Origin of the sequence: Sporomusa acidovorans (assembly GCF_900101845.1) — a bacterium.
In the GTDB taxonomy this organism is placed as follows: Bacteria; Bacillota; Negativicutes; order Sporomusales; family Sporomusaceae; genus Sporomusa; species Sporomusa acidovorans.
Genome location: NZ_FNAM01000072.1, coordinates 1 through 18,248 on the forward strand (window position 1 = coordinate 1; position 18,248 = coordinate 18,248).

At 46.2% G+C, this 18,248-nt stretch carries 15 protein-coding genes; 3 read left to right on the forward strand and 12 right to left on the reverse strand.

Annotation, left to right across the window (positions count from 1 at the left end; translation table 11 throughout):
• Positions 1–246: 246 nt before the first annotated feature.
• Positions 247–711: a hypothetical protein gene (locus tag BLR65_RS26820; protein ID WP_211285284.1), complete on the forward strand. Its 465-nt coding sequence runs from the start codon at positions 247–249 to the stop codon at positions 709–711.
• Between the two features lie 387 nt (positions 712–1,098).
• A complete protein-coding gene (locus BLR65_RS26825; RefSeq protein ID WP_245693081.1) occupies positions 1,099–1,380 on the forward strand; it encodes an amino acid permease C-terminal domain-containing protein in 282 nt (93 codons plus the stop codon).
• Positions 1,381–1,545: 165 nt separating this feature from the next.
• Here the strand turns inward: BLR65_RS26825 and BLR65_RS26830 are convergent, their stop codons facing one another.
• The 7 genes from BLR65_RS26830 to BLR65_RS26860 all read right to left on the reverse strand — a co-directional run bounded on the left by BLR65_RS26830 (position 1,546) and on the right by BLR65_RS26860 (position 8,134).
• Complete coding sequence (locus BLR65_RS26830; RefSeq protein WP_093797602.1) at positions 1,546–2,073, reverse strand: 2-oxoacid:acceptor oxidoreductase family protein; 528 nt, start codon at positions 2,071–2,073, stop codon at positions 1,546–1,548.
• Between the two features lies 1 nt (position 2,074).
• Positions 2,075–2,896 (reverse strand): 2-oxoacid:ferredoxin oxidoreductase subunit beta, encoded by an 822-nt coding sequence (locus BLR65_RS26835; protein ID WP_093797624.1) that lies wholly within the window; start codon positions 2,894–2,896, stop codon positions 2,075–2,077.
• A 28-nt stretch (positions 2,897–2,924) separates the two neighbouring features.
• Complete coding sequence (locus tag BLR65_RS26840) at positions 2,925–4,058, reverse strand: 2-oxoacid:acceptor oxidoreductase subunit alpha (RefSeq protein ID WP_093797604.1); 1,134 nt, start codon at positions 4,056–4,058, stop codon at positions 2,925–2,927.
• Positions 4,045–4,257, reverse strand: coding sequence for a 4Fe-4S binding protein (locus BLR65_RS26845; protein WP_093797606.1), 213 nt, complete (start codon positions 4,255–4,257; stop codon positions 4,045–4,047). The genes BLR65_RS26840 and BLR65_RS26845 overlap by 14 nt, the downstream gene beginning before the upstream one ends.
• A gap of 35 nt (positions 4,258–4,292) precedes the next feature.
• Complete coding sequence (scpC, locus tag BLR65_RS26850) at positions 4,293–5,798, reverse strand: succinyl-CoA:acetate CoA-transferase ScpC (RefSeq protein WP_093797608.1); 1,506 nt, start codon at positions 5,796–5,798, stop codon at positions 4,293–4,295.
• 132 nt (positions 5,799–5,930) lie between these two features.
• Positions 5,931–6,884 (reverse strand): hydroxymethylglutaryl-CoA lyase, encoded by a 954-nt coding sequence (locus tag BLR65_RS26855; RefSeq protein WP_093797610.1) that lies wholly within the window; start codon positions 6,882–6,884, stop codon positions 5,931–5,933.
• Positions 6,885–6,940: 56 nt separating this feature from the next.
• Positions 6,941–8,134, reverse strand: a complete 1,194-nt coding sequence (locus BLR65_RS26860) for a CaiB/BaiF CoA transferase family protein (RefSeq protein ID WP_093797612.1) — start codon at positions 8,132–8,134, stop codon at positions 6,941–6,943.
• Between the two features lie 294 nt (positions 8,135–8,428).
• On the opposite strand from BLR65_RS26860, the gene BLR65_RS26865 reads away from it, so the two are divergent.
• Positions 8,429–10,300, forward strand: coding sequence for a sigma 54-interacting transcriptional regulator (locus BLR65_RS26865; RefSeq protein WP_093797614.1), 1,872 nt, complete (start codon positions 8,429–8,431; stop codon positions 10,298–10,300).
• Between the two features lie 12 nt (positions 10,301–10,312).
• Here BLR65_RS26865 and BLR65_RS26870 read toward each other — a convergent pair whose 3' ends face one another.
• The 5 genes from BLR65_RS26870 to BLR65_RS26890 form a co-directional block, all read right to left on the reverse strand.
• Positions 10,313–12,274, reverse strand: a complete 1,962-nt coding sequence (locus tag BLR65_RS26870) for a methyl-accepting chemotaxis protein (protein ID WP_093797616.1) — start codon at positions 12,272–12,274, stop codon at positions 10,313–10,315.
• A gap of 154 nt (positions 12,275–12,428) precedes the next feature.
• A complete protein-coding gene (locus tag BLR65_RS26875) occupies positions 12,429–13,907 on the reverse strand; it encodes an SLC13 family permease (RefSeq protein ID WP_169716870.1) in 1,479 nt (492 codons plus the stop codon).
• Positions 13,908–13,941: 34 nt separating this feature from the next.
• Positions 13,942–15,540 carry an L-aspartate oxidase gene (locus tag BLR65_RS26880; protein WP_093797620.1) on the reverse strand — a complete coding sequence of 533 codons (1,599 nt, stop codon included), beginning with the start codon at positions 15,538–15,540 and terminating at the stop codon, positions 13,942–13,944.
• A 65-nt stretch (positions 15,541–15,605) separates the two neighbouring features.
• On the reverse strand, positions 15,606–17,528 hold the full coding sequence (locus BLR65_RS26885) for an aconitate hydratase (RefSeq protein ID WP_093797622.1): 1,923 nt from the start codon (positions 17,526–17,528) through the stop codon (positions 15,606–15,608).
• A 498-nt stretch (positions 17,529–18,026) separates the two neighbouring features.
• Positions 18,027–18,248 (reverse strand): penicillin-binding transpeptidase domain-containing protein (locus BLR65_RS26890; RefSeq protein ID WP_281241607.1); only part of this gene is annotated, 222 nt, incomplete at its 5' end.

The window sequence follows — 18,248 nt, forward strand, 5'->3', positions numbered from 1 at the left end:
TCTTGCTCTGTGTACACTTCACCTATGTTGTTACCAATATAGGCGCAACACTCGATACGGATGGCTGGTTAGGCCTTATCCTGCGCGGACTCTCACCGCGCCAGAAACTACCAAGCTTGGCTTGGCGTACCACAAATAAGTGTTGCTTCGAGCACGCAGACTTATCTTTGTATAAACAACTCGTTTATTGCTAGGCAATCAGTCCCTGCTGCTAATCCCTGTATATTTGGGAAAGGAGTTTTTCCTGTGGCTTTAAAAATCGTCTATCCCATCTGTTGTGGCATTGACGTTCACAAAACCTTCGTCGTAGCCTGTATCGCTTCTTCCAACAGCAAAGGCATCACTGCTTACAAACGCCATCGCTTTTCTACCTTTACTAAAGGTCTCAACGGGATTTCGAGAGCCGGCTGCTACATCAAGCCTCTCTTGGTACAGTGTGCTACCGCCGTAATCAAAAGCGAAAAGCATCCCGAAATCCGAAACCGCTATCTGCAACTGAAGCGGCGCAGAGGCCATAAACGAGCCATCATTGCCATTGCTCGTATGCTGTTAACAGCCATCTATCACATTTTAAAAACCAAAGAACCCTATAACCCTAGTTTATATAAACAATCTGATGTTCGTCCTGTCGTTCATCATGAATTTACGATAAAAGAAGCCATTCTGCTGATACAAGCACAGGGTTATCAAATTCTGGCACCTACACCCTAATTCTTAATTAAAATACATTATTTACCATTATGTCGTCCTACGGACGGCCTGTTTGGCATGCTCTTTTCCCTTATTAAGCATGTTAACCAAGGATTTCAGACTTTTACCCTCCGTTTTCCATAAATGATATCTTTATTTTAGAAGGGTATAGACCAAAATACATGATAGATCCTGCGGTTTATCAAAAACTTGGGGACAAAAACTTGGGGACAGGCACATTGTTTCAAAAGTATTAAATCTACTATGAAACAAGGAACCTGTCCCCCTTTTGTATTTCTTGAATTCTTCCTTTATTAAGCATCGTGCTTCGATGTATAGTAAATCTATGCATTATAGTAATATACCTCCCCAATTTCTGCAACCATAATTTGCACGGTTGTGGCCGAAATGTGCAGTGTCGGTACGCTGCTTGCTTTCCTTGTCGCGACGGTTGGCGTTATTGTTTTGCGCAGAACCAGACCTGACGCCGAGCCTCCGTTTCGATGTCCGGCAATTAAAATAGTTGCTGCCCTTGCCATACTTTCCTGTATTTATATCATGTGTAACCGGGCTTATGCAACTTGGGTACGGTTTATTGTCTGGACGGTGATCGGCCTTGTCGTTTACTGGGCCTATCGGATATTCTCACAGTGTGCTGAACAAACGGGATCTATTCACACAAAAAAGTAAAGCGTTGTAGATGTACAACCTATAATAATAGGGAAGCGACTGTTTATCTTAAAATAGACAGGCAGCCGCTTTTGACGTTTGTGTCCTATTCCGAAGCAAAAACCTTTACGGAAGGGCTAGCTCGGTTTGAGTATTTAAAGAGTACGCGTGGTATCGGGGTAAAAGTTACTTAACTAATTTCATACCCAATTTAATGGCTTTTTCATTAAGTTCTTCAGTTCCTTTGGGAACCCGGTTCAGTACGGCCCTAGTGAGCGATTCTATAGATACCACACCAGTAATTTTAGCGATTGCGCCCAAAGCTATAATATTGGCAAATAACGCTTTACCCAATCCCGCCTGCGCAGTATGGGTAATCGGCAGTTCATAGATTTTTTTATACTTCTTTTCAAGCAGCTTTTCTACAAATTGACTGTCGGTAATTAATATGCCGTCTTCCTGAAGATCGGAGGTATATTTCTTACATGCTTCCTGACTCATAGCCAATACCACATCCGGTACGGTTATTTTCGGATAATGGATCACTGAACCGGAAATCAGCACTTCCGACTTGCTGGAACCGCCACGGGCTTCCGGTCCATACGATTGAGACTGTATGGCATTTTTTCCGTCCAATAATGCGGCTTCAGCCAGAATAATGCCTGCTAGTATGAGTCCTTGTCCGCCGGTTCCGGATAAACGCAATTGCTGCATGTTATTTCGCTCCTTTCTGGGCTTTAGCGATAACCTTATCATATTCTGCCGTATATTCCGGCGCTTGGGCTTTATACAAAACACCAATGGGGAATTTATCGGTCTGTTCTTCTGCGGTTAATTTCTCATAAGCCGCCAGCATAACGCCATGGTCTTTTTGCCATTTCATCATATTCGGCGCAGAACCTTTCTTGTTCTGACGGCCAAAAGAAATCGGACAGGCCGTTATCGCTTCGATCACGCTAAAGCCTACATGTTCAATCCCCTGGGCGATGACATCGGTCAACAGTTGCGTATGGTATGTTGTCGCCCGGGCAATAAAGGTTGCCCCTGTTCCTCTAGCCAGATCATAGACGTCAAACGGGCGGTCTACTGTTCCATATGGTGCGGTTGTGGCTTTGGAGTTGGTTGGCGTTAGCGGCGAATATTGACCGCCTGTCATGCCATAAATATTGTTGTTATACAGAATCACAGTAAGATCGATATTACGTCTGGCGGCATGGATGAAGTGATTGCCGCCGATGGCGGTGGCATCGCCGTCACCGCTTACTACGATTACTTTAAGACGCGGCTCGGCAAGCTTAACACCTGTCGCTACCGGCAGACCCCGTCCATGGGCCGAATGAACCGTATTAAAATCGAGATAGCCTGACGCTCTGCTTGAACAGCCAATACCGGATACGACTGCCACATCGTCTTTGGCCAAGGACAGTTTATCAATGGCTTTTACCAAAGCACCAGTCACAATGCCGTTGCCGCAGCCGGGGCACCAGATATGGGGCAGGCGGCCGGCACGAAAATATTTGTCAATTAGTTGTTCCATTTCCATTTTGCATCCTCCTTACTGTCCCTTATTTTAAGTTTTCGATTGCCGCCAGCAGCTCATTGGGGGTAATGGCTTCGTTATTGTATTTTGCATGCAAAGTTACTGGAACCTTTCCGGCAACTACCCGTTCCACTTCCCTGACATATTGCCCGCAGTTCATCTCGGCAACAAGGATATGCTTAACTTTGCCTGCCATTTCTTTTATTTGTTTTTCCGGGAAAGGCCACAGGGTGATCGGCCGGAACATGCCTGCCTTGATGCCTCTGACACGAGCGGCATCGACGGCGTCATAGGCTGTCCGGGCCGTACCGCCGTAGGCGACAACGGCAATCTCGGCATCGTCCATACGATAGGTTTCATACAGAATGATATCCTCCAGGTTATCATTTATTTTGGCATGCAGACGGTCAAGGCATTGTTTTGTCGCCGCCGGCGAACCGTCAGGGAAACCGTATTCATCATGCACAAGCCCGGTCACATGCCAGCGATAGCCGGTACCGAAGGGAGCCATTGCCGGTACCAAATCGTCATCGGCCTTATAAGCTTTGTACTCCTCCGGGCTTACTTTAGGCAGTTTCCGCTGTGGTTTGACGATTTCGTCATAAGAATCAGGAAGCTCTATTTTTTCGCGCATATGGCCAATGACTTCGTCGAGGAGCAAAATCACCGGTGTACGGTATTTTTCCGATAATTCATAAGCCTTAATGGTCAGATCAAAACACTCCGGTACACTGCCAGGCGTAAGCGCAATCATCGGATGATCGCCATGCGTTCCCCAGCGTGCCTGCATCACATCGCCCTGGGCCGGTGAAGTGGGTTGTCCTGTCGAAGGACCCACGCGCTGGACGTTGACAATGACCATAGGAATTTCAGCGATACAAGTATAACCAATCAATTCCTGTTTTAACGAAAAGCCTGGGCCGCTAGTAGCTGTCATAACTTTCTTCCCTGTAAGAGCTGCCCCTATAATAACGCCGATCCCGGCGATTTCATCTTCCATTTGAATAAATTTGCCGCCAACAGCCGGCAGCATTTTTGCCAGAGATTCAGCCACTTCTGTAGAAGGCGTAATCGGGTAACCGCCAAAAAACGTTACCCCAGCGGCGATAGCGCCTTCCGCCACTGCCTGATTGCCTTGCATAAGACTAACTTTGGACACTATATTCATCTCCCTTGTATTTCTTTACGAAAATTGCATAATCCGGGCAGCGCATCTCGCACTGGCGGCACAGAATGCAGTCTTGTTCATTAACAACTTCTACCTTTTCAAGCTGGTTAATACCCAATACCTTCTTGGGGCAAAACTCCACACAAATACCACAACCCTTGCAACGATTAATGTGTAATTTTAAGCTCATTTACAATTCCCCTTTCTTTTTAGTTAAAATATCTGTCAGACTTTCATGCTCCCTGATGACACGTAGCGCGAATGCCACGATAAAGCTTCGTCCAAAAGCACGGGAGTGTGAGCCTGATTGGTGATTTTTTCAGCCCGTACCAAATAATCGAGCAATAACGGCTGGTAATCCGGATGAGCACATCGATCAATAATCACCCGGGCCCGCTCTCTTGGACTTAACCCCCGGACATCGGCGACTCCCCGTTCGGTAATAAACACATCGACATCGTGCTCTGTATGATCAATATGGGAGCACATGGGGACAACCGAGGAAATTTTACCGTCTTTGGCAACAGAATTGGTAAAGAAGAACGTCAAATAGGCATTCCTGGCAAAGTCTCCCGAACCGCCAATACCGTTCATGATTTTGCTGCCGGCAATATGCGTCGAATTAACATGTCCATAAATGTCAAACTCGATGGCGGTGTTCATCGCAATGACTCCCAGCCGGCGGATTACCTCCGGGCTGTTGGAAATTTCCTGCGGCCTGAATATAATCTTCTGCCGATAGTTAGGCAAATTGGCATAAAAGTGTTTAATCCCTGCCGGCGACGGCGTAAGTGAGGTTCCGGACGCGAAGGTAAGTTTACCGGCATCAATTAAGTCAAACATGCCGTCTTGAATCACTTCCGTATATACCGTTAAGTCTTCAAAATCAGAGTCTGCCAACCCGGCGATGACGGCATTGGCCACCGAGCCAACGCCGGATTGCAAGGGCAGCAGGTTTGGGGGCAGCCGGCCGGCACGTATTTCAAATTTCAGAAATTCGATCAGATGGGCGGTCATGGCCCGGCAGTTCTCATTAACAGCCGCCAATTCCCGTACGGCATCGGGAATATCACAGGGAACAATATATACAATCTTATCAAGACCACAGGGAATATAGGTTGTCCCAATGCGGTCATTGGCTTTGACAATAGGAATGGGCTGACGTTTCGGCAGCAGCTGATGCAGAAAGACATCGTGCATTCCCTCGAGTTCAGCCGGCTGGGTAGTATTGATTTCCACAATCACAGTATCGGCGTTCTGCACATAGGAGGCCGAATTGCCGACTGAGGTAGTCGGTATGATGTGTCCCTCTTCAGTAATCGCACAAGCCTCGATAATGGCCACATCCACTTTTCCGCCCAAGAAACCGTAACCGGCCATCTGCGCCATGTGGCTAAGATGGACATCTGAGTAGGCTACTTTGCCGCTGTTGATGCTCTTGCGCAAACGATCATCCGTCTGATACGGCATGCGCCTGGCAATCCCATTAACCTCAGCCAATATACCATCCAGCTCCGGTCCTACAGAGGCACCGGTCCACAGATTAATCTGAAATTTTTCCTGGCGGATTCTCTCCGCCAGGGCAAGCGGCACCGCTTTGGGATAGCCGGCGAAGGTAAACCCGCTGGCACCAATATTCATTCCCGGTTTTATGATTGATACTGCTTCCGCCGCCGTCGCTATTTTGCTGCGCAGGGCTTTATTGCGCACTCTGCCTTGTATGTCTGTCATTGCTTTTTCTCCTATCTGCCTAATACAGGTCCCGCAAGAGACTCTGGACTGACTATCAGAGCAGAGTATGTCCACACCAGTTGGCAGAACTATGCATTTATATATCTAAGAACGCCTAAAATGCAACGTGAGCTATTTATTGTTTTGCCGTTGCGCCTGTTGTTTCGTCAAATCTTCACAGCGTCCGGCTTTCAAAACAGCACCGCCAGTCTGATGACCGACCATTTGCTCTGCCAGACGAGCCGTCACTATCGCCTTTTCCAAATCAATACCAGTATCAATGCCCATTTCGTGAAGCATATGAATCACATCTTCGGTAGCCACATTGCCTGACGCACCGGGAGCAAACGGACAGCCGCCAAGTCCGGCAAAAGCACCGTCAAATACGGTGATCCCCGCCTGCATACCGGCGACAATATTGGCTAACGCCATATCCCGTGTATTATGGAAATGCATGACCCACTTCACCTGCGGAAATGTTTTTTTCATATGGCTGCCCAATTCAAACACCTGGCGAGGATTAGCCATACCGGTGGTATCCGACAAAGACAATTCCGTAATCCCCAGTTTCAAGAAGCCGCGGACAACGTTTTCCACCTGTTCCACCGGCACTTTTCCCTGGAAAGGACAACCGAAGCTGGTGGAAATCGCCCCCGATACTTCCATATTGTGCTGGGCGACAAAATCCACGCAGCTAGTAAATGCTTCCATCATTTCCAGGGGCTTTTTATTAAAGTTATTAATGCAATGGGCCTCACTGGCAGACACGGTGAGTTTAACCTTGCTAAGGCCAGCTGCAAAGGCCCGTTCAACACCTTTGAGGTTTGGCACTAAAACGCGATATTCAACGCCGTCCACCTTTTCCATAGCCTGTACCAATTTATCAGTGTCGGCCATTGCCGGCACCGCTTTGGGATGCACAAATGAGCCAACTTCTATGACCTTGATACCGGCTGCAACTACTGCATGCAGCAATTGCAGTTTTTCCTCCAGGCTAACTATTTTTTTCTCATTTTGCAGTCCGTCGCGCAAACCGACTTCACAGATCGTTACTTTATCCGGCCATAGGTTATTTGCTTTTTCCATGGGTAATCTTCCTTTCCGCACACCAACGCTGCTCTTGTTTACCTATAGGCAAACGCTTATATAATCCCTTTTTCTTTCAAATCGCTTACTTCTTCCGGGCTCAATCCCAAAAGACTGCCGTATATATCTTCGTTATGCGCGCCGATTTTAGGTCCACCCCATTTTACTTCACCCGGTGTGGCGCTGAGTTTTGGCACAATACCAGGCATTTTTATGGTGCCAAAATCAGGATGATCCACTTCAATGATATTCTCACGGGCGGCATAGTGCGGATCGGCAAAAATATCGGCCATACTATAAACCAAACTTACCGGCGCACCAGCCTCATCTAAGATAGCCTTGATTTCCTGATAATCGTGCTTGCTCATCCAATCAATAACAATCTCTTCTACAAGCGCATTATTTTTAACGCGGGCACCATTGGTATTAAAGCGGCTGTCTTCCAGCAAATCGCTTCTGCCAATGCCATGAGCAAAATATTCAAAAGTGCGGTCCGTACTGCATACCAAAACCACCCATTTGCCGTCTTTGGTTTTAAATGTACCGGACGGGCTGGCCGAACCGCTGATACTGGGCCGTCTTTCCGTAATTTTGCCTGCTATGTCATAATTGGCAACGGCGCCTTCCAGCATGCGGAAAATACTTTCGTAAAGACTTAAGTCCACTTCCTGTCCGGTTCCATGTTTAACTTCCCGGTAGTATATGCAAACCATTGCAGCAAAAGCACCATAGAGTCCGGCAAGATAATCACACAGTGAGATCGGCGGATTTACCGGAGGCCGGTCAGGATAGCCGGTCATATAGGTTAAACCGGAAAAAGCGGTGGCAGGCGTGCCGAAGCCGGCTAAATGAGCATAGGGGCCTGTTTGACCATATCCGGTAATACGAATAACGATAATTCGAGGATTGGCTTTTTTCAGGGTTTCACTGTCTAGCCCCCATTTATCAAACGTGCCGGTCCGAAAATTTTCAATAATAATATCGCTCTTTTCAACCAGTTTGAGGAAAAGCTTCTTTCCTTCCTCTTTTCTAAGATCAAGCGTAATACTTTTCTTGTTTCTGGAAAATGTCGCCCACCGCAATGATTTTCCTTCATAGAGCGGTCCCATATTGCGGCCGGAATCCCCTTTTCCCGGCATTTCCACCTTAATAACATCTGCACCAAAATCACCAAGTAAGGCCGCTCCGAAAGGTCCTGCTATTACAGTCGAAGCATCAAGCACGCGAATACCTTCTAATGCACCTGACATTAACTATCACTCCCTGCTTTATCTAAGATTATTAAATGCCTAACCGACACCAACAAGCAGCAGCACATAATGAACGATTACGGCAACCAATTTTGTTACTAATGCATTAGCTGTGCCAAAATACGGTTTTAAGTAGATAATTATTTTTAAACATGCAAATAGGCTGATTTTGCAGGATATTTCGTGACATTTCAAATTCAAAATGGAAAAAACATTGAATAATCGCGTAGCTTTTGGTATACTTGTGCAAGAAAAAACTGCAAATCGTTGCAATTTGTTGCGGAGTGATGCTTTATGTCCAAAATAGTGTTTTTAATTCCTTATAAAGGTTTAGTGGCTTACACCACAGAGATATTAGCCCCCAAATATCCCGATATTGAAGTCGTTCTGGTCAACCCCCGTACCGCGGTGCCCCTTGTACAACAATACATTGCGCAGGGAGTTGAAATCGTAGCAGCCAGGCCGGTCACCGCAACGGCCATTCGGCAAGCTAATTTAGGCATAAATGTTGTAACAATTCCCATCACAAGTTTTGATATTATTCGTGCCATAAACACGGCTAAACTGCAAGGGAAAAAAATTGCCGTTGTCGCCCATTCGGCGATGGTATTAGGAATTGATTTCCTGGCAAAAGAGTTAGGTGTTGAAATACAGCATTATTGCACCGAATGCGGGCAGGACTATGAAGCCCCGATCTTAGAAGCAGTAGCAAACGGGGCTGAGGTAATTCTCGGCGGCGTATTAGCTGTTACCGCCGCCAAACGTCACAATATCCCTTCGTCACTCATAAAAATTGGCGACGAAAGTATTTTTCAGGCAGCGCAAGAAGCTATGCAAATTCAAACAGCCCTGGAAAATGAATCGGCGAAACGCGGTTTCTTCAATACCGTCTTAGATCATACCAACCAGGGGATCATCACCATTGATGTCGATCATCACATTACCGCATTCAATCCCATTGCCCAAAAACTGACGAAGACCAATAAAACAAATGCCTTGGGTCAACCGCTAGAAAAAATCCTGCCGCAGTTTACTTTGCTGCAAACCTCTTCCCAAAAAGAAATTGCCACTCACAGCATTATTAATGTGAGTGGCAATAAGGTCATGTATAACAGCGTTCCCATCATAATTAACAAAAAATCATTCGGAGCTGTCATATCCCTGCAGGAAATAGATAAAATTCAACAAATGGAGGCTATGATCCGTAAAGAGATCTACGCCCGCGGCCATGTAGCCAAATTTCACTTTGAAAATATCATCGGCCAAAGTCCGGCCATCTTGAATACAATTGAAATGGCCAAAGACTTCGCCGCTACTAATTCCAGCATATTAATTTTAGGTGAAACCGGGACAGGCAAAGAAGTATTTGCCCAAAGCATCCATAATGAAAGCAGCCGCGCCCAGGGACCGTTTGTGGCGATAAACTGCGCCTCACTGCCTGCCCAGCTCTTGGAAAGTGAATTATTTGGTTATGTAGGCGGCGCCTTCACCGGCGCGAATAAAGAAGGCAAGCCCGGATTATTCGAGGTTGCCCACGGCGGAACCATTTTTCTGGACGAACTAGCCGAAATGGACTATGTCAATCAGGGCCGGCTGTTGCGTGTTCTCCAGGAAAAAAGCGTCACCCGGCTGGGCAGCTATAAAGTTACCCCTGTTGATGTACGCATCATTGCTGCCACCAACAAAGATTTAGAAGTTCTAATTTCTGAGCGTAAGTTCCGCGATGATTTATATTACCGCCTTAACGTTTTACGATTGGAACTTCCTCCTCTGAGGATGAGGCAGCAGGATATTCCTTTATTCGCCAAAGTTTTTGTGGATGAATTCGCAACAAATACAGGCAAACGTTTTAGCCTGACAAATGATGCGCTAAAACTACTTGAAGCTTACTCTTGGCCCGGCAACATTCGCGAATGCCGCAATCTTATGGAAAGAATAGCCGCAACGGCCAAAACCGACACCCTCAATCGTTCTCTATTAGCGCCAATGCTAACCCCAAAACAAACTACCCTGCCTTCACGTACCCCCAAAGAAAAACGCCTTATCGATGAAATTACCAAAGCTTTGCACGAAGCCCACGGAAACTATACGGTTGCTGCTGACATATTAGGAATCAACCGCACGACTTTATACCGGCGAATGCAAAGGCTCAGAATAGATTACTAGTTTCCGCTTTCCTTAGAGACGAAATTTACTGATAGCCGCTTGCAATTCCTGCGCCATAGTGGCAAGGTTATTGCTTGAGGAGGCAATTTCTTCCATAGCAGCCGATTGCTGTTGTGTCGTTGCCGATACTGTATGAGCCTCACCTGCCGTGGTTTTTGCCAACTGCTCAATTTCCTGAACAGACGATACAATTTCCTGACTGCCGTTAGATAATTCTTTAATCGCTTCGGAAATTTCCAGAACCTGCTTGGCAAGCAGTGTAACTTGCAGAGCAATCTCCCGAAAGGCATTGCCAGACTCATTTACAACCCCGGCGCTAGTCTTCACCCCCAAGGTACCTTCATTCATTGCCGACACGGCTTTGCCCGTTTCGGCCTGAATTTCACCAATAAGATAAGCAATTTGTTTAGCTGCCTGCTGCGACTGTTCCGCCAGCTTACGAACCTCTTCGGCAACAACGGCAAAGCCGCGGCCTTGTTCACCCGCTCGTGCCGCCTCAATGGCCGCATTAAGCGCCAAAAGGTTTGTTTGGCCGGCTATACCAGAAATAACATCAACAATCTGCCCTATTTCTTTGGACCGTTCGCCCAACTGACCAACGACCTGAGCCGATGCGCCAACAATCTGTTCCATTTTCTCCATCTGTAAAACAGCACTTTCTACCGTTTTGCAGCCGCTGTTCGCGGTTTCGGCGGTTTTAGAAGATTGCTCCGAAACCGCGTTAGCATGTCCTGCTACTTGTTGAATACTGCTTAGCATTTGTTCTACGATGGCGACCGTTTTAACCACCAGACGGCTCTCCTGATCGCCTGCCCGCACCACTTCCGTTATAGACGCTGCGATTTGACTGGCCGCCGCCGCGGACTGCTCGGCGTTGGCAGTAAGTTCTTCCGATGAGGCTGCAACCTGTTCGGCATTGTTATGTACTTGGCCGACTAAACCTCTTAGATTATCGACCATCGTATCCAACGAGTTAGCTAAAAGACCAATTTCATCGCGGGAAGTCATGTCAACTTTCTGCGTTAAATCCCCCTGAGCAACTTCACCAGCCATTTTTTGCATTTTTAAAATTGGTCCGGAAAGGCGCTTGGCTATTAAAGGAACTATGCAGCTAACAATGCCAAGTACTGCCAGCGTTACAATTCCCAGCATCAGCATTAAGGAATGGGTTTTATCGGTAATGACCGTATACGGCGTTTCCAAACAAATCAGCCACCCGGTTCTCGCATCATAGTTGTAGGTTACCAGCTTCTTCCCTGCCGATTCATCGTATATAACGGCTGAACCATTTTTCTTTTCTGCCAAACCCTCTTTGACAAACCCCCGATCATTCATATTGGTGCGGTCTTTGACGAGAGTTTCATCCGGATGGGCTAACAGCTTGCCTTCGCTGTCAATTACGTAGGCGCTTGCCCCGTTGGTGGACAGTTCTGCTACAAATTCACTTATTTTTGTCAGGGCAATCGATCCTTGCATGACCCCGGTTACCGCGTCAGTAGCTATGTCGCGCACAGGAGTTGTTAACGTTATGACCGACTTATTGGTGTTTTTAGAAAAAATGACTTCTGATATCGTTTCCGCATTCCCTTTTAAAGCAGACTGATAATAAGAACGCGTTCCAACTTTAATCAAGGGAGTATCATCTCCCCGTACCACTTGATTGCCTTTAGCATCGTCAAGCGTAAAAGACATTTCCGGATGGTTCTTTTGTATCTGTACGAGAAAAGTTTTTACCTGCGGCAGATCATAAGCTCTTACGGCCGGATTGCTGGCGACAACCGCAAGAATGGTAAAAGGGTTATCCAAATATTCATTGATTTTGAGTTGCACTTTACCGGTCAATTCCCCGCATTGGGTAATGGTTTCTTGTTCCAGTGACTGACTCAGATAGCGTGTTGCTATCACCGACATTACTACAAGCGGCATAAGGCTTATTGCCAACATAATGAATACCAGCTTTTTTTTTAAACTCAAAAATACCATCTCCTGATTACGTTTTTTCCCTCTGTCAATAAAGCATGCTTATAGTCAAACAGCGGATATAAATTTCATTTACGAAATTTATATCCGCGAACACTTACATCCAGCCACACCAAATATTTTGGGGCCGCAAGGACCCGAAAAACAGTTATTTAACTAAAGCGGGAATGGCAAAGGAAGCCCACAGTCCATATATCACCGCTGTTGCCAGGGTAAGCCTAATGCCGGCTTTAAATAGATCGTTTTGACCAAAATAACCATAATCGAAAGTCATCATCAGTGAAGCGGTCTGCGATGGCAGGAAGTAGCCCGCCCGGCAAAAAACGTAAGTAATCCAGCCAAGGGCAACCAATTGTCCTTGCGAAAAACCGGCATTGCTGCCAATCATAATCGCTAACGGAATAAACAAGGCGGCCGCAGCCGTTACCGAAGCAACGCCTAACCGTAAAACAAGTGTAATTATACCGACAAGCAGCATTACTCCTACAAACGACGTGACACCTAAGCCGCCTACCCAGTTGGCAATCATCTTAATTACGCCGGTGCTTGTCAGCAACGAGGCAAAACTTGTGGCTGCGGCAATAACCATAATGGAACCCCAGGCAATGGATTTACTGTCCCGTTTCCAGTTACCAGGACCGACACCCGGCAAAAATAATGCAATTGCAACCATAATTAAGACAACTTCCGCCGGTATATGATGAATCTTATCGGTTACCCACAGCGCAACTGCCGCAACCAGGGTTACTAATACATATTTTTCTTCATACCGCATAGCCCCAAGCTTTTCAAGCTGTTCATGCACGAAGTCCACAGACACAGTTTCCTGGCTGGAGGGAAACATCTTTCGCAAAGTAAACCATTGAAAAGCTAACATGAAGAGTGCCGGCAGCAGCAAATATTCAGCCGTGTTTACCCAATATTGAGGAGAATGCGTTCCTTCTTCAATCAGTCTGCCTGCCAGCAGCGTTGCCTCCGCGCCGGTAAGAAAAGCGGCCCCCATAGTAGAAGGCATCATCCCCGCTGCCATATACACCGCCTTCTGAAAGGGATTCACCTTAGAGCCGATAAGCTCTTTGGTAAAATTGAACGGTTTGACCAACCCTTCGGCAAATGAGACATACAACGCCGTTCTGCCTGTGGCAGTCGGCGCCAGGAACGATAAGGGAACTTCCGCAAAAAACATAGCGCTAAGGATACGATCTACCTTGGTTTTACCTTCTTTACCTGCAAAAACAGCCATAATTTTATAAATGATACGTTCGCTTAAACCGGAGGACTTAACAACTGCCGCAAAGGCTGTAGCTGCCAGTACTCCTGCCGGTACGGTTCCCGCAAAACCTGTAAGTGATTTCGCAAACGAGGCTTTCAAACTCATTTTAGGATCGGCGGCACCCGCCCAAGTAATTAAAACGATCAACATGAGTGCGGAAACAGGATAAGGAACAGCCTCAGTAGCCCATGTCACCACAATAAAAACTAAAATAGCCAAAGCGCGCTGCCCTGCAACCGACAATCCTGTTACAGGCGCAATGAATAATGTAATGATCCCCAGTAGAACGGCTAATCCTAAAAACATTATTTTTCTTTTGTTGCTTTTTATCTGACCAGCTTTAGACTCACTCATTGTCATCCCCCACATGTTTATAAGTTTTATTTCTTTAGCTACTCATTGTATTTATTGGCATAAATTTGAACAAAAGTTCATCTTCTTCCAACCAGCATTGAACATTGCCTGCAAACGCAGGATTTATTTGCGGGTAATCACGGCGGAAGTGAGCGCCTCTACTTTCTTTACGCACAAGCGCCGACTGAACGATAGTTTTAGCAACACGCAGCAGATCCCGCAGGTAAACACTCTGCAAACTACCACTGGCCGTTTCTTGCGCCATTCTGTCAATATAATCGTTCATCCGTTGCAGACTCTGTTCTGAACGTATAAGAGAAACATCTTCCCACATTTTCCTTCTTACCGTATTAAATGTAGCGGAACAATCGCCAATAGTAAAATTTGGGGAATATTTACTTTCAAATGTTCGCTCAGACTTCTGTTGCGCAGGCTGAGATGCGGCACTAATTCCGGCTTGCCGCCCAAATACGCAAGCCTCCATCAGAGCGGCTCCGGACAACCTGTTTGCCCCGTGGATACCGCCGCATATTTCACCGGCGGCATATAACCCGGGTACGCCGGTGGCGGCAAACTCATCAATCACAACTCCCCCCAAAGAATAATGCACACAGGGAGATACTTTGATGAAATCTTTAGTCGGATCGATTTTAGCTGCAAGCAGAAATTGATAAAAATCTTTATACTGTTCTTTCAATTGAGCCGAAGGTATGCCTGTACAATCTACATATATACAGTTATCGATTCCTCTGCCTGCTTGAATTTCCATAAAAATGGCCCGCGCCATGTTATCTCTTGTTGCCATATCACCGGCAGAATCATAACGTTTCATAAATCTTTCCCCGGCTGCATTGCGCAGCACAGCCCCGGCACCAAAAAGCGGGTTGGATATCGGCACCTTAACCGGATCAAACATCATCGTGGGATAAAACTGGACCTGTTCCATGTCCTGCAGCCGGCAACCTGCTGCCAGCGCTAACGCCAATCCATCACCGGTAATATCACTGGTATTGTTGGTTTTCGCAAAGAGATAACCTTCACCGCCGGTTGCTAAAACAACGCCGTCTGCCAAAAACTGATAAGCATTGTTTTCCTTGTCAACACCGATTGCCCCCACGACCCGGGAATCGCTTTTTATTAATTGAAAAATTCTCACACCCGATATGGTTGCAATATTCTGTTCCCGTATCCTGTCTAACAGCGGCAGCATAAAGGATAAGCCCCTGTTTTGATACGCTAACCCTGTCCAATCAGTTGGAATATTTCGCGGAACGCTATGTCCGGGAGGTCTGCGTTTTTTATAAGAGCCATCTTTTCGCACCAGTTTAACTCCGTACTCTTCAAGCTGCCGCAGGATGGAGGGTGATTCTGCGGCCAGCTTGTGGGCAAGGGTTCCGTTGTTTAACCCTTTGCCTGACCGCATGATATCCTGCAAAAAATTCTCTGCATTGTTTTGCTCTTCGCCTGTGGCTGATGATATGCCCCCACCGGATACTAGTGTGTTTCCCGCTTTACCTATGGGACGCTTACTTACAATGGTAACTGCTTTACCGCAGCTGCGAGCGGCAAGAGCCGCCATCATACCGGCTAGGCCGCCGCCAATAATCAACACATCAGATTTGACGATCTCCAATATTCAGCACTCCAATCCCGGGCCAATTCGATGGCCTTGTTATTTGAGGAATAAATGGTATTTCCCTATTTTTGTGTAGCATAGTTCAGTTTGCCACCCGCTAAAATTACCTCGCGCTGACGCATGGTAAGATCATTCACTGTGCTAAAAGAATAGTTCTGCGTTAGGTTAAAAACTTGAATCTTGGGCTCATGAATAAATTTATATATGTCGTCAATCAGCAGCTCATCATCCTTCTTAATCCGGTCATATTCTGCGGCGTCGGCAAAAATCAGTGGTAATATGCCAAAGTTAATAAGGTTGTCCCGGTGAATCCGCTCAATACTTTTCGCAATAACTGCCCGAACACCCATGTACATTGGACAGAGAGCCGCATGTTCCCGGGACGATCCCTGTCCATAACTAATTCCCGCAACAATAACCGAGGCTATGCCGGCTGCCTTATTTTCTTTACAATATTGCGGAAACAGAGGATCAATAAATTTGAAAATAAATTCGCAGGACTTAGGTATGTTGGATCGATAATTCATAGCGGTCCCACCCGGAATAATATCATCGGTATTAATCATATCCGCAACCTTAATAGCAACCCGTGACTTTAACTTAGCCGGCATGGGGGTGTTAAACGGCGGCGTGCCGATAGCGGCACTGCGAAATATCGTCGCCGTATGAGAAGGATAGCGTATCATACTATCGTCACTATCATATTTTTCCGGCAGGCTGATTTGAGGGTAGCTTACAGACAACTCACGCGGATCCGTAATTTTTCCGGCTAAGGCAGTTGCAGCTGCGGTCGCGGGACTGACCAAAAAGACCTGGGCATCCTTCGTACCGCTCCTACCCGCGAAATTACGATTATTCGTACGAACAGAAACCCCGCCTGTTTGGGGAGCCTGCCCCTGCCCGACACAAAACCCGCAACCAGCCTCTAATATCCTGGCGCCTGAGGCGATCATGTCATACAAAGCCCCGTTTTGGGTAATCATTGACAAAACCTGACGCGAACCCGGCACGATACCCAAACTCACGCTGGGGTGAATTTTTTTGCCTGTAAGCATAGCAGCTACGGTCATCAAATCTTGATAAGAAGAATTGGTACAACTGCCAATCAAGACCTGGTTTACCGGCTTGCCTGCCACTTCTTTGACGGCACACACATGATCCGGCGAATGCGGCAACGCAATATTAGGTTCTATTTGTGAAAGATCAATCGTGATTTCTTTAGCGTAACTTGCATCCGGATCAGGTAATAACTCCTGCCAATCTTTTTCTCTATCCTGAGCAATGAAAAAACGTTTTGTCATGGCATCGCTGGGGAAAATTGACGTCGTCACCCCGAGTTCGGCCCCCATGTTACAAATGGTCGCCCTTTCCGGAACCGTTAAGTTTTGAATGCCTGGTCCGCCGTATTCGAGCGCCGTACCGACATTCCCCTTGGAAGTAAGCAATTTTAAGATTTCTAAAATTATATCCTTAGCGGACGACCATGCTGTAAGCGATCCTATTAAATTAACTTTTGTCACTTTCGGCGCGAGAATATATAGGGGAGATCCCCCCATGGCCAAAGCGACATCGAGCCCCCCAACACCGATCGCCAACATGCCGGCGGCCCCACATGTCACGGTGTGGCTGTCACCACCGATTAATGTTTTGCCAGGTTGACTAAACCTTTCCAAATGAACTTGATGGCAAATACCGTTGCCGGGCTTAGAAAATACAATTCCATATTTATCGGCAACACTTTCCAAATAGCGATGAACGTCTGCATTTTCCGATCCTGGCTGAAACAGCAAGTGATCCACATAGGAAACCGATAATTCTGTTTTAACTTTCGCAATACCCAATGACTCAAATTGCAAATAGGCCATTGCCCCCAGCGAGTCCTGCGTAAGGGTGTGATCAATGCGGATTCCTACCTCTGAACCTGGTTTTATACTGCCACTGACAAGGTGTGAATTGATAATCTTTTCAAATAGGTTTTTTCCCATTTTTCCTCCTCAATTATCTACTGTATTTTTAGGTATACTTACATGTAAGTTTTTGTCAAAACCAAGTATATAAGGCAATCATCTTTATGTTGTATTGCAATCAATTGACTATCCAACCAAGCTTAATTGCAAATTTTCTTGCTATATACAATTGTATTGCATATTTCATGCCAAATTAAATAAAAGTATTGGCAATGTATCAACTTTTCTGCAAACGTTGATTTTACTGCTTTTTTTGTGTTCGCATTAGTAAAAATAATGTAGAATGTACATCACCTAATCGATATTTTTATAAACGATGCAAATATTTGTGCGCTTTGTTGCATTTTGTTGAAATACGCTGCATAAATTCTCTTCTATGAAACTTATTATGTACCAAACCATAATTCTTCTTTAACTGTTGGAATAGCATACCAATAGAAAGAGCCTCTATTTATAGTTTTAATTCTATAATTAGAGGCTTCTGCTAAATGACGTTTCCTATCTGAACTATGGTTATTATTTTACGGTTGGTGCCGCTGTGGCTGCTTTTGCGGCTAATTCTTCGGCATAGTCATCTGCCGCATCTTTCTGCGGTGGCAAGTTAAAGGCCGCTTCAAAAATTTTACGGGCAATGGGAGCTGCCGAATCGGAGCCGTACCCCCCTTGCTCAACCACAACGGCAACTGCCAGCGTGGGATTCTCATAGGGCCCATAAGCAACAAACCAACCATGGTCGTC

Bases quoted from the DNA above. Each gene is read 5' to 3' on its own strand.
- BLR65_RS26825 (WP_245693081.1), top strand. From the start codon at position 1,099: ATGTGCAGTGTCGGTACGCTGCTTGCTTTCCTTGTCGCGACGGTTGGC.
- BLR65_RS26830 (WP_093797602.1), bottom strand. From the start codon at position 2,073: ATGCAGCAATTGCGTTTATCCGGAACCGGCGGACAAGGACTCATACTA.
- BLR65_RS26835 (WP_093797624.1), bottom strand. From the start codon at position 2,896: ATGGAACAACTAATTGACAAATATTTTCGTGCCGGCCGCCTGCCCCAT.
- BLR65_RS26845 (WP_093797606.1), bottom strand. From the start codon at position 4,257: ATGAGCTTAAAATTACACATTAATCGTTGCAAGGGTTGTGGTATTTGT.
- scpC (WP_093797608.1), bottom strand. From the start codon at position 5,798: ATGACAGACATACAAGGCAGAGTGCGCAATAAAGCCCTGCGCAGCAAA.
- BLR65_RS26855 (WP_093797610.1), bottom strand. From the start codon at position 6,884: ATGGAAAAAGCAAATAACCTATGGCCGGATAAAGTAACGATCTGTGAA.
- BLR65_RS26860 (WP_093797612.1), bottom strand. From the start codon at position 8,134: ATGTCAGGTGCATTAGAAGGTATTCGCGTGCTTGATGCTTCGACTGTA.
- BLR65_RS26865 (WP_093797614.1), top strand. From the start codon at position 8,429: ATGTCCAAAATAGTGTTTTTAATTCCTTATAAAGGTTTAGTGGCTTAC.
- BLR65_RS26875 (WP_169716870.1), bottom strand. From the start codon at position 13,907: ATGAGTGAGTCTAAAGCTGGTCAGATAAAAAGCAACAAAAGAAAAATA.
- BLR65_RS26885 (WP_093797622.1), bottom strand. From the start codon at position 17,528: ATGGGAAAAAACCTATTTGAAAAGATTATCAATTCACACCTTGTCAGT.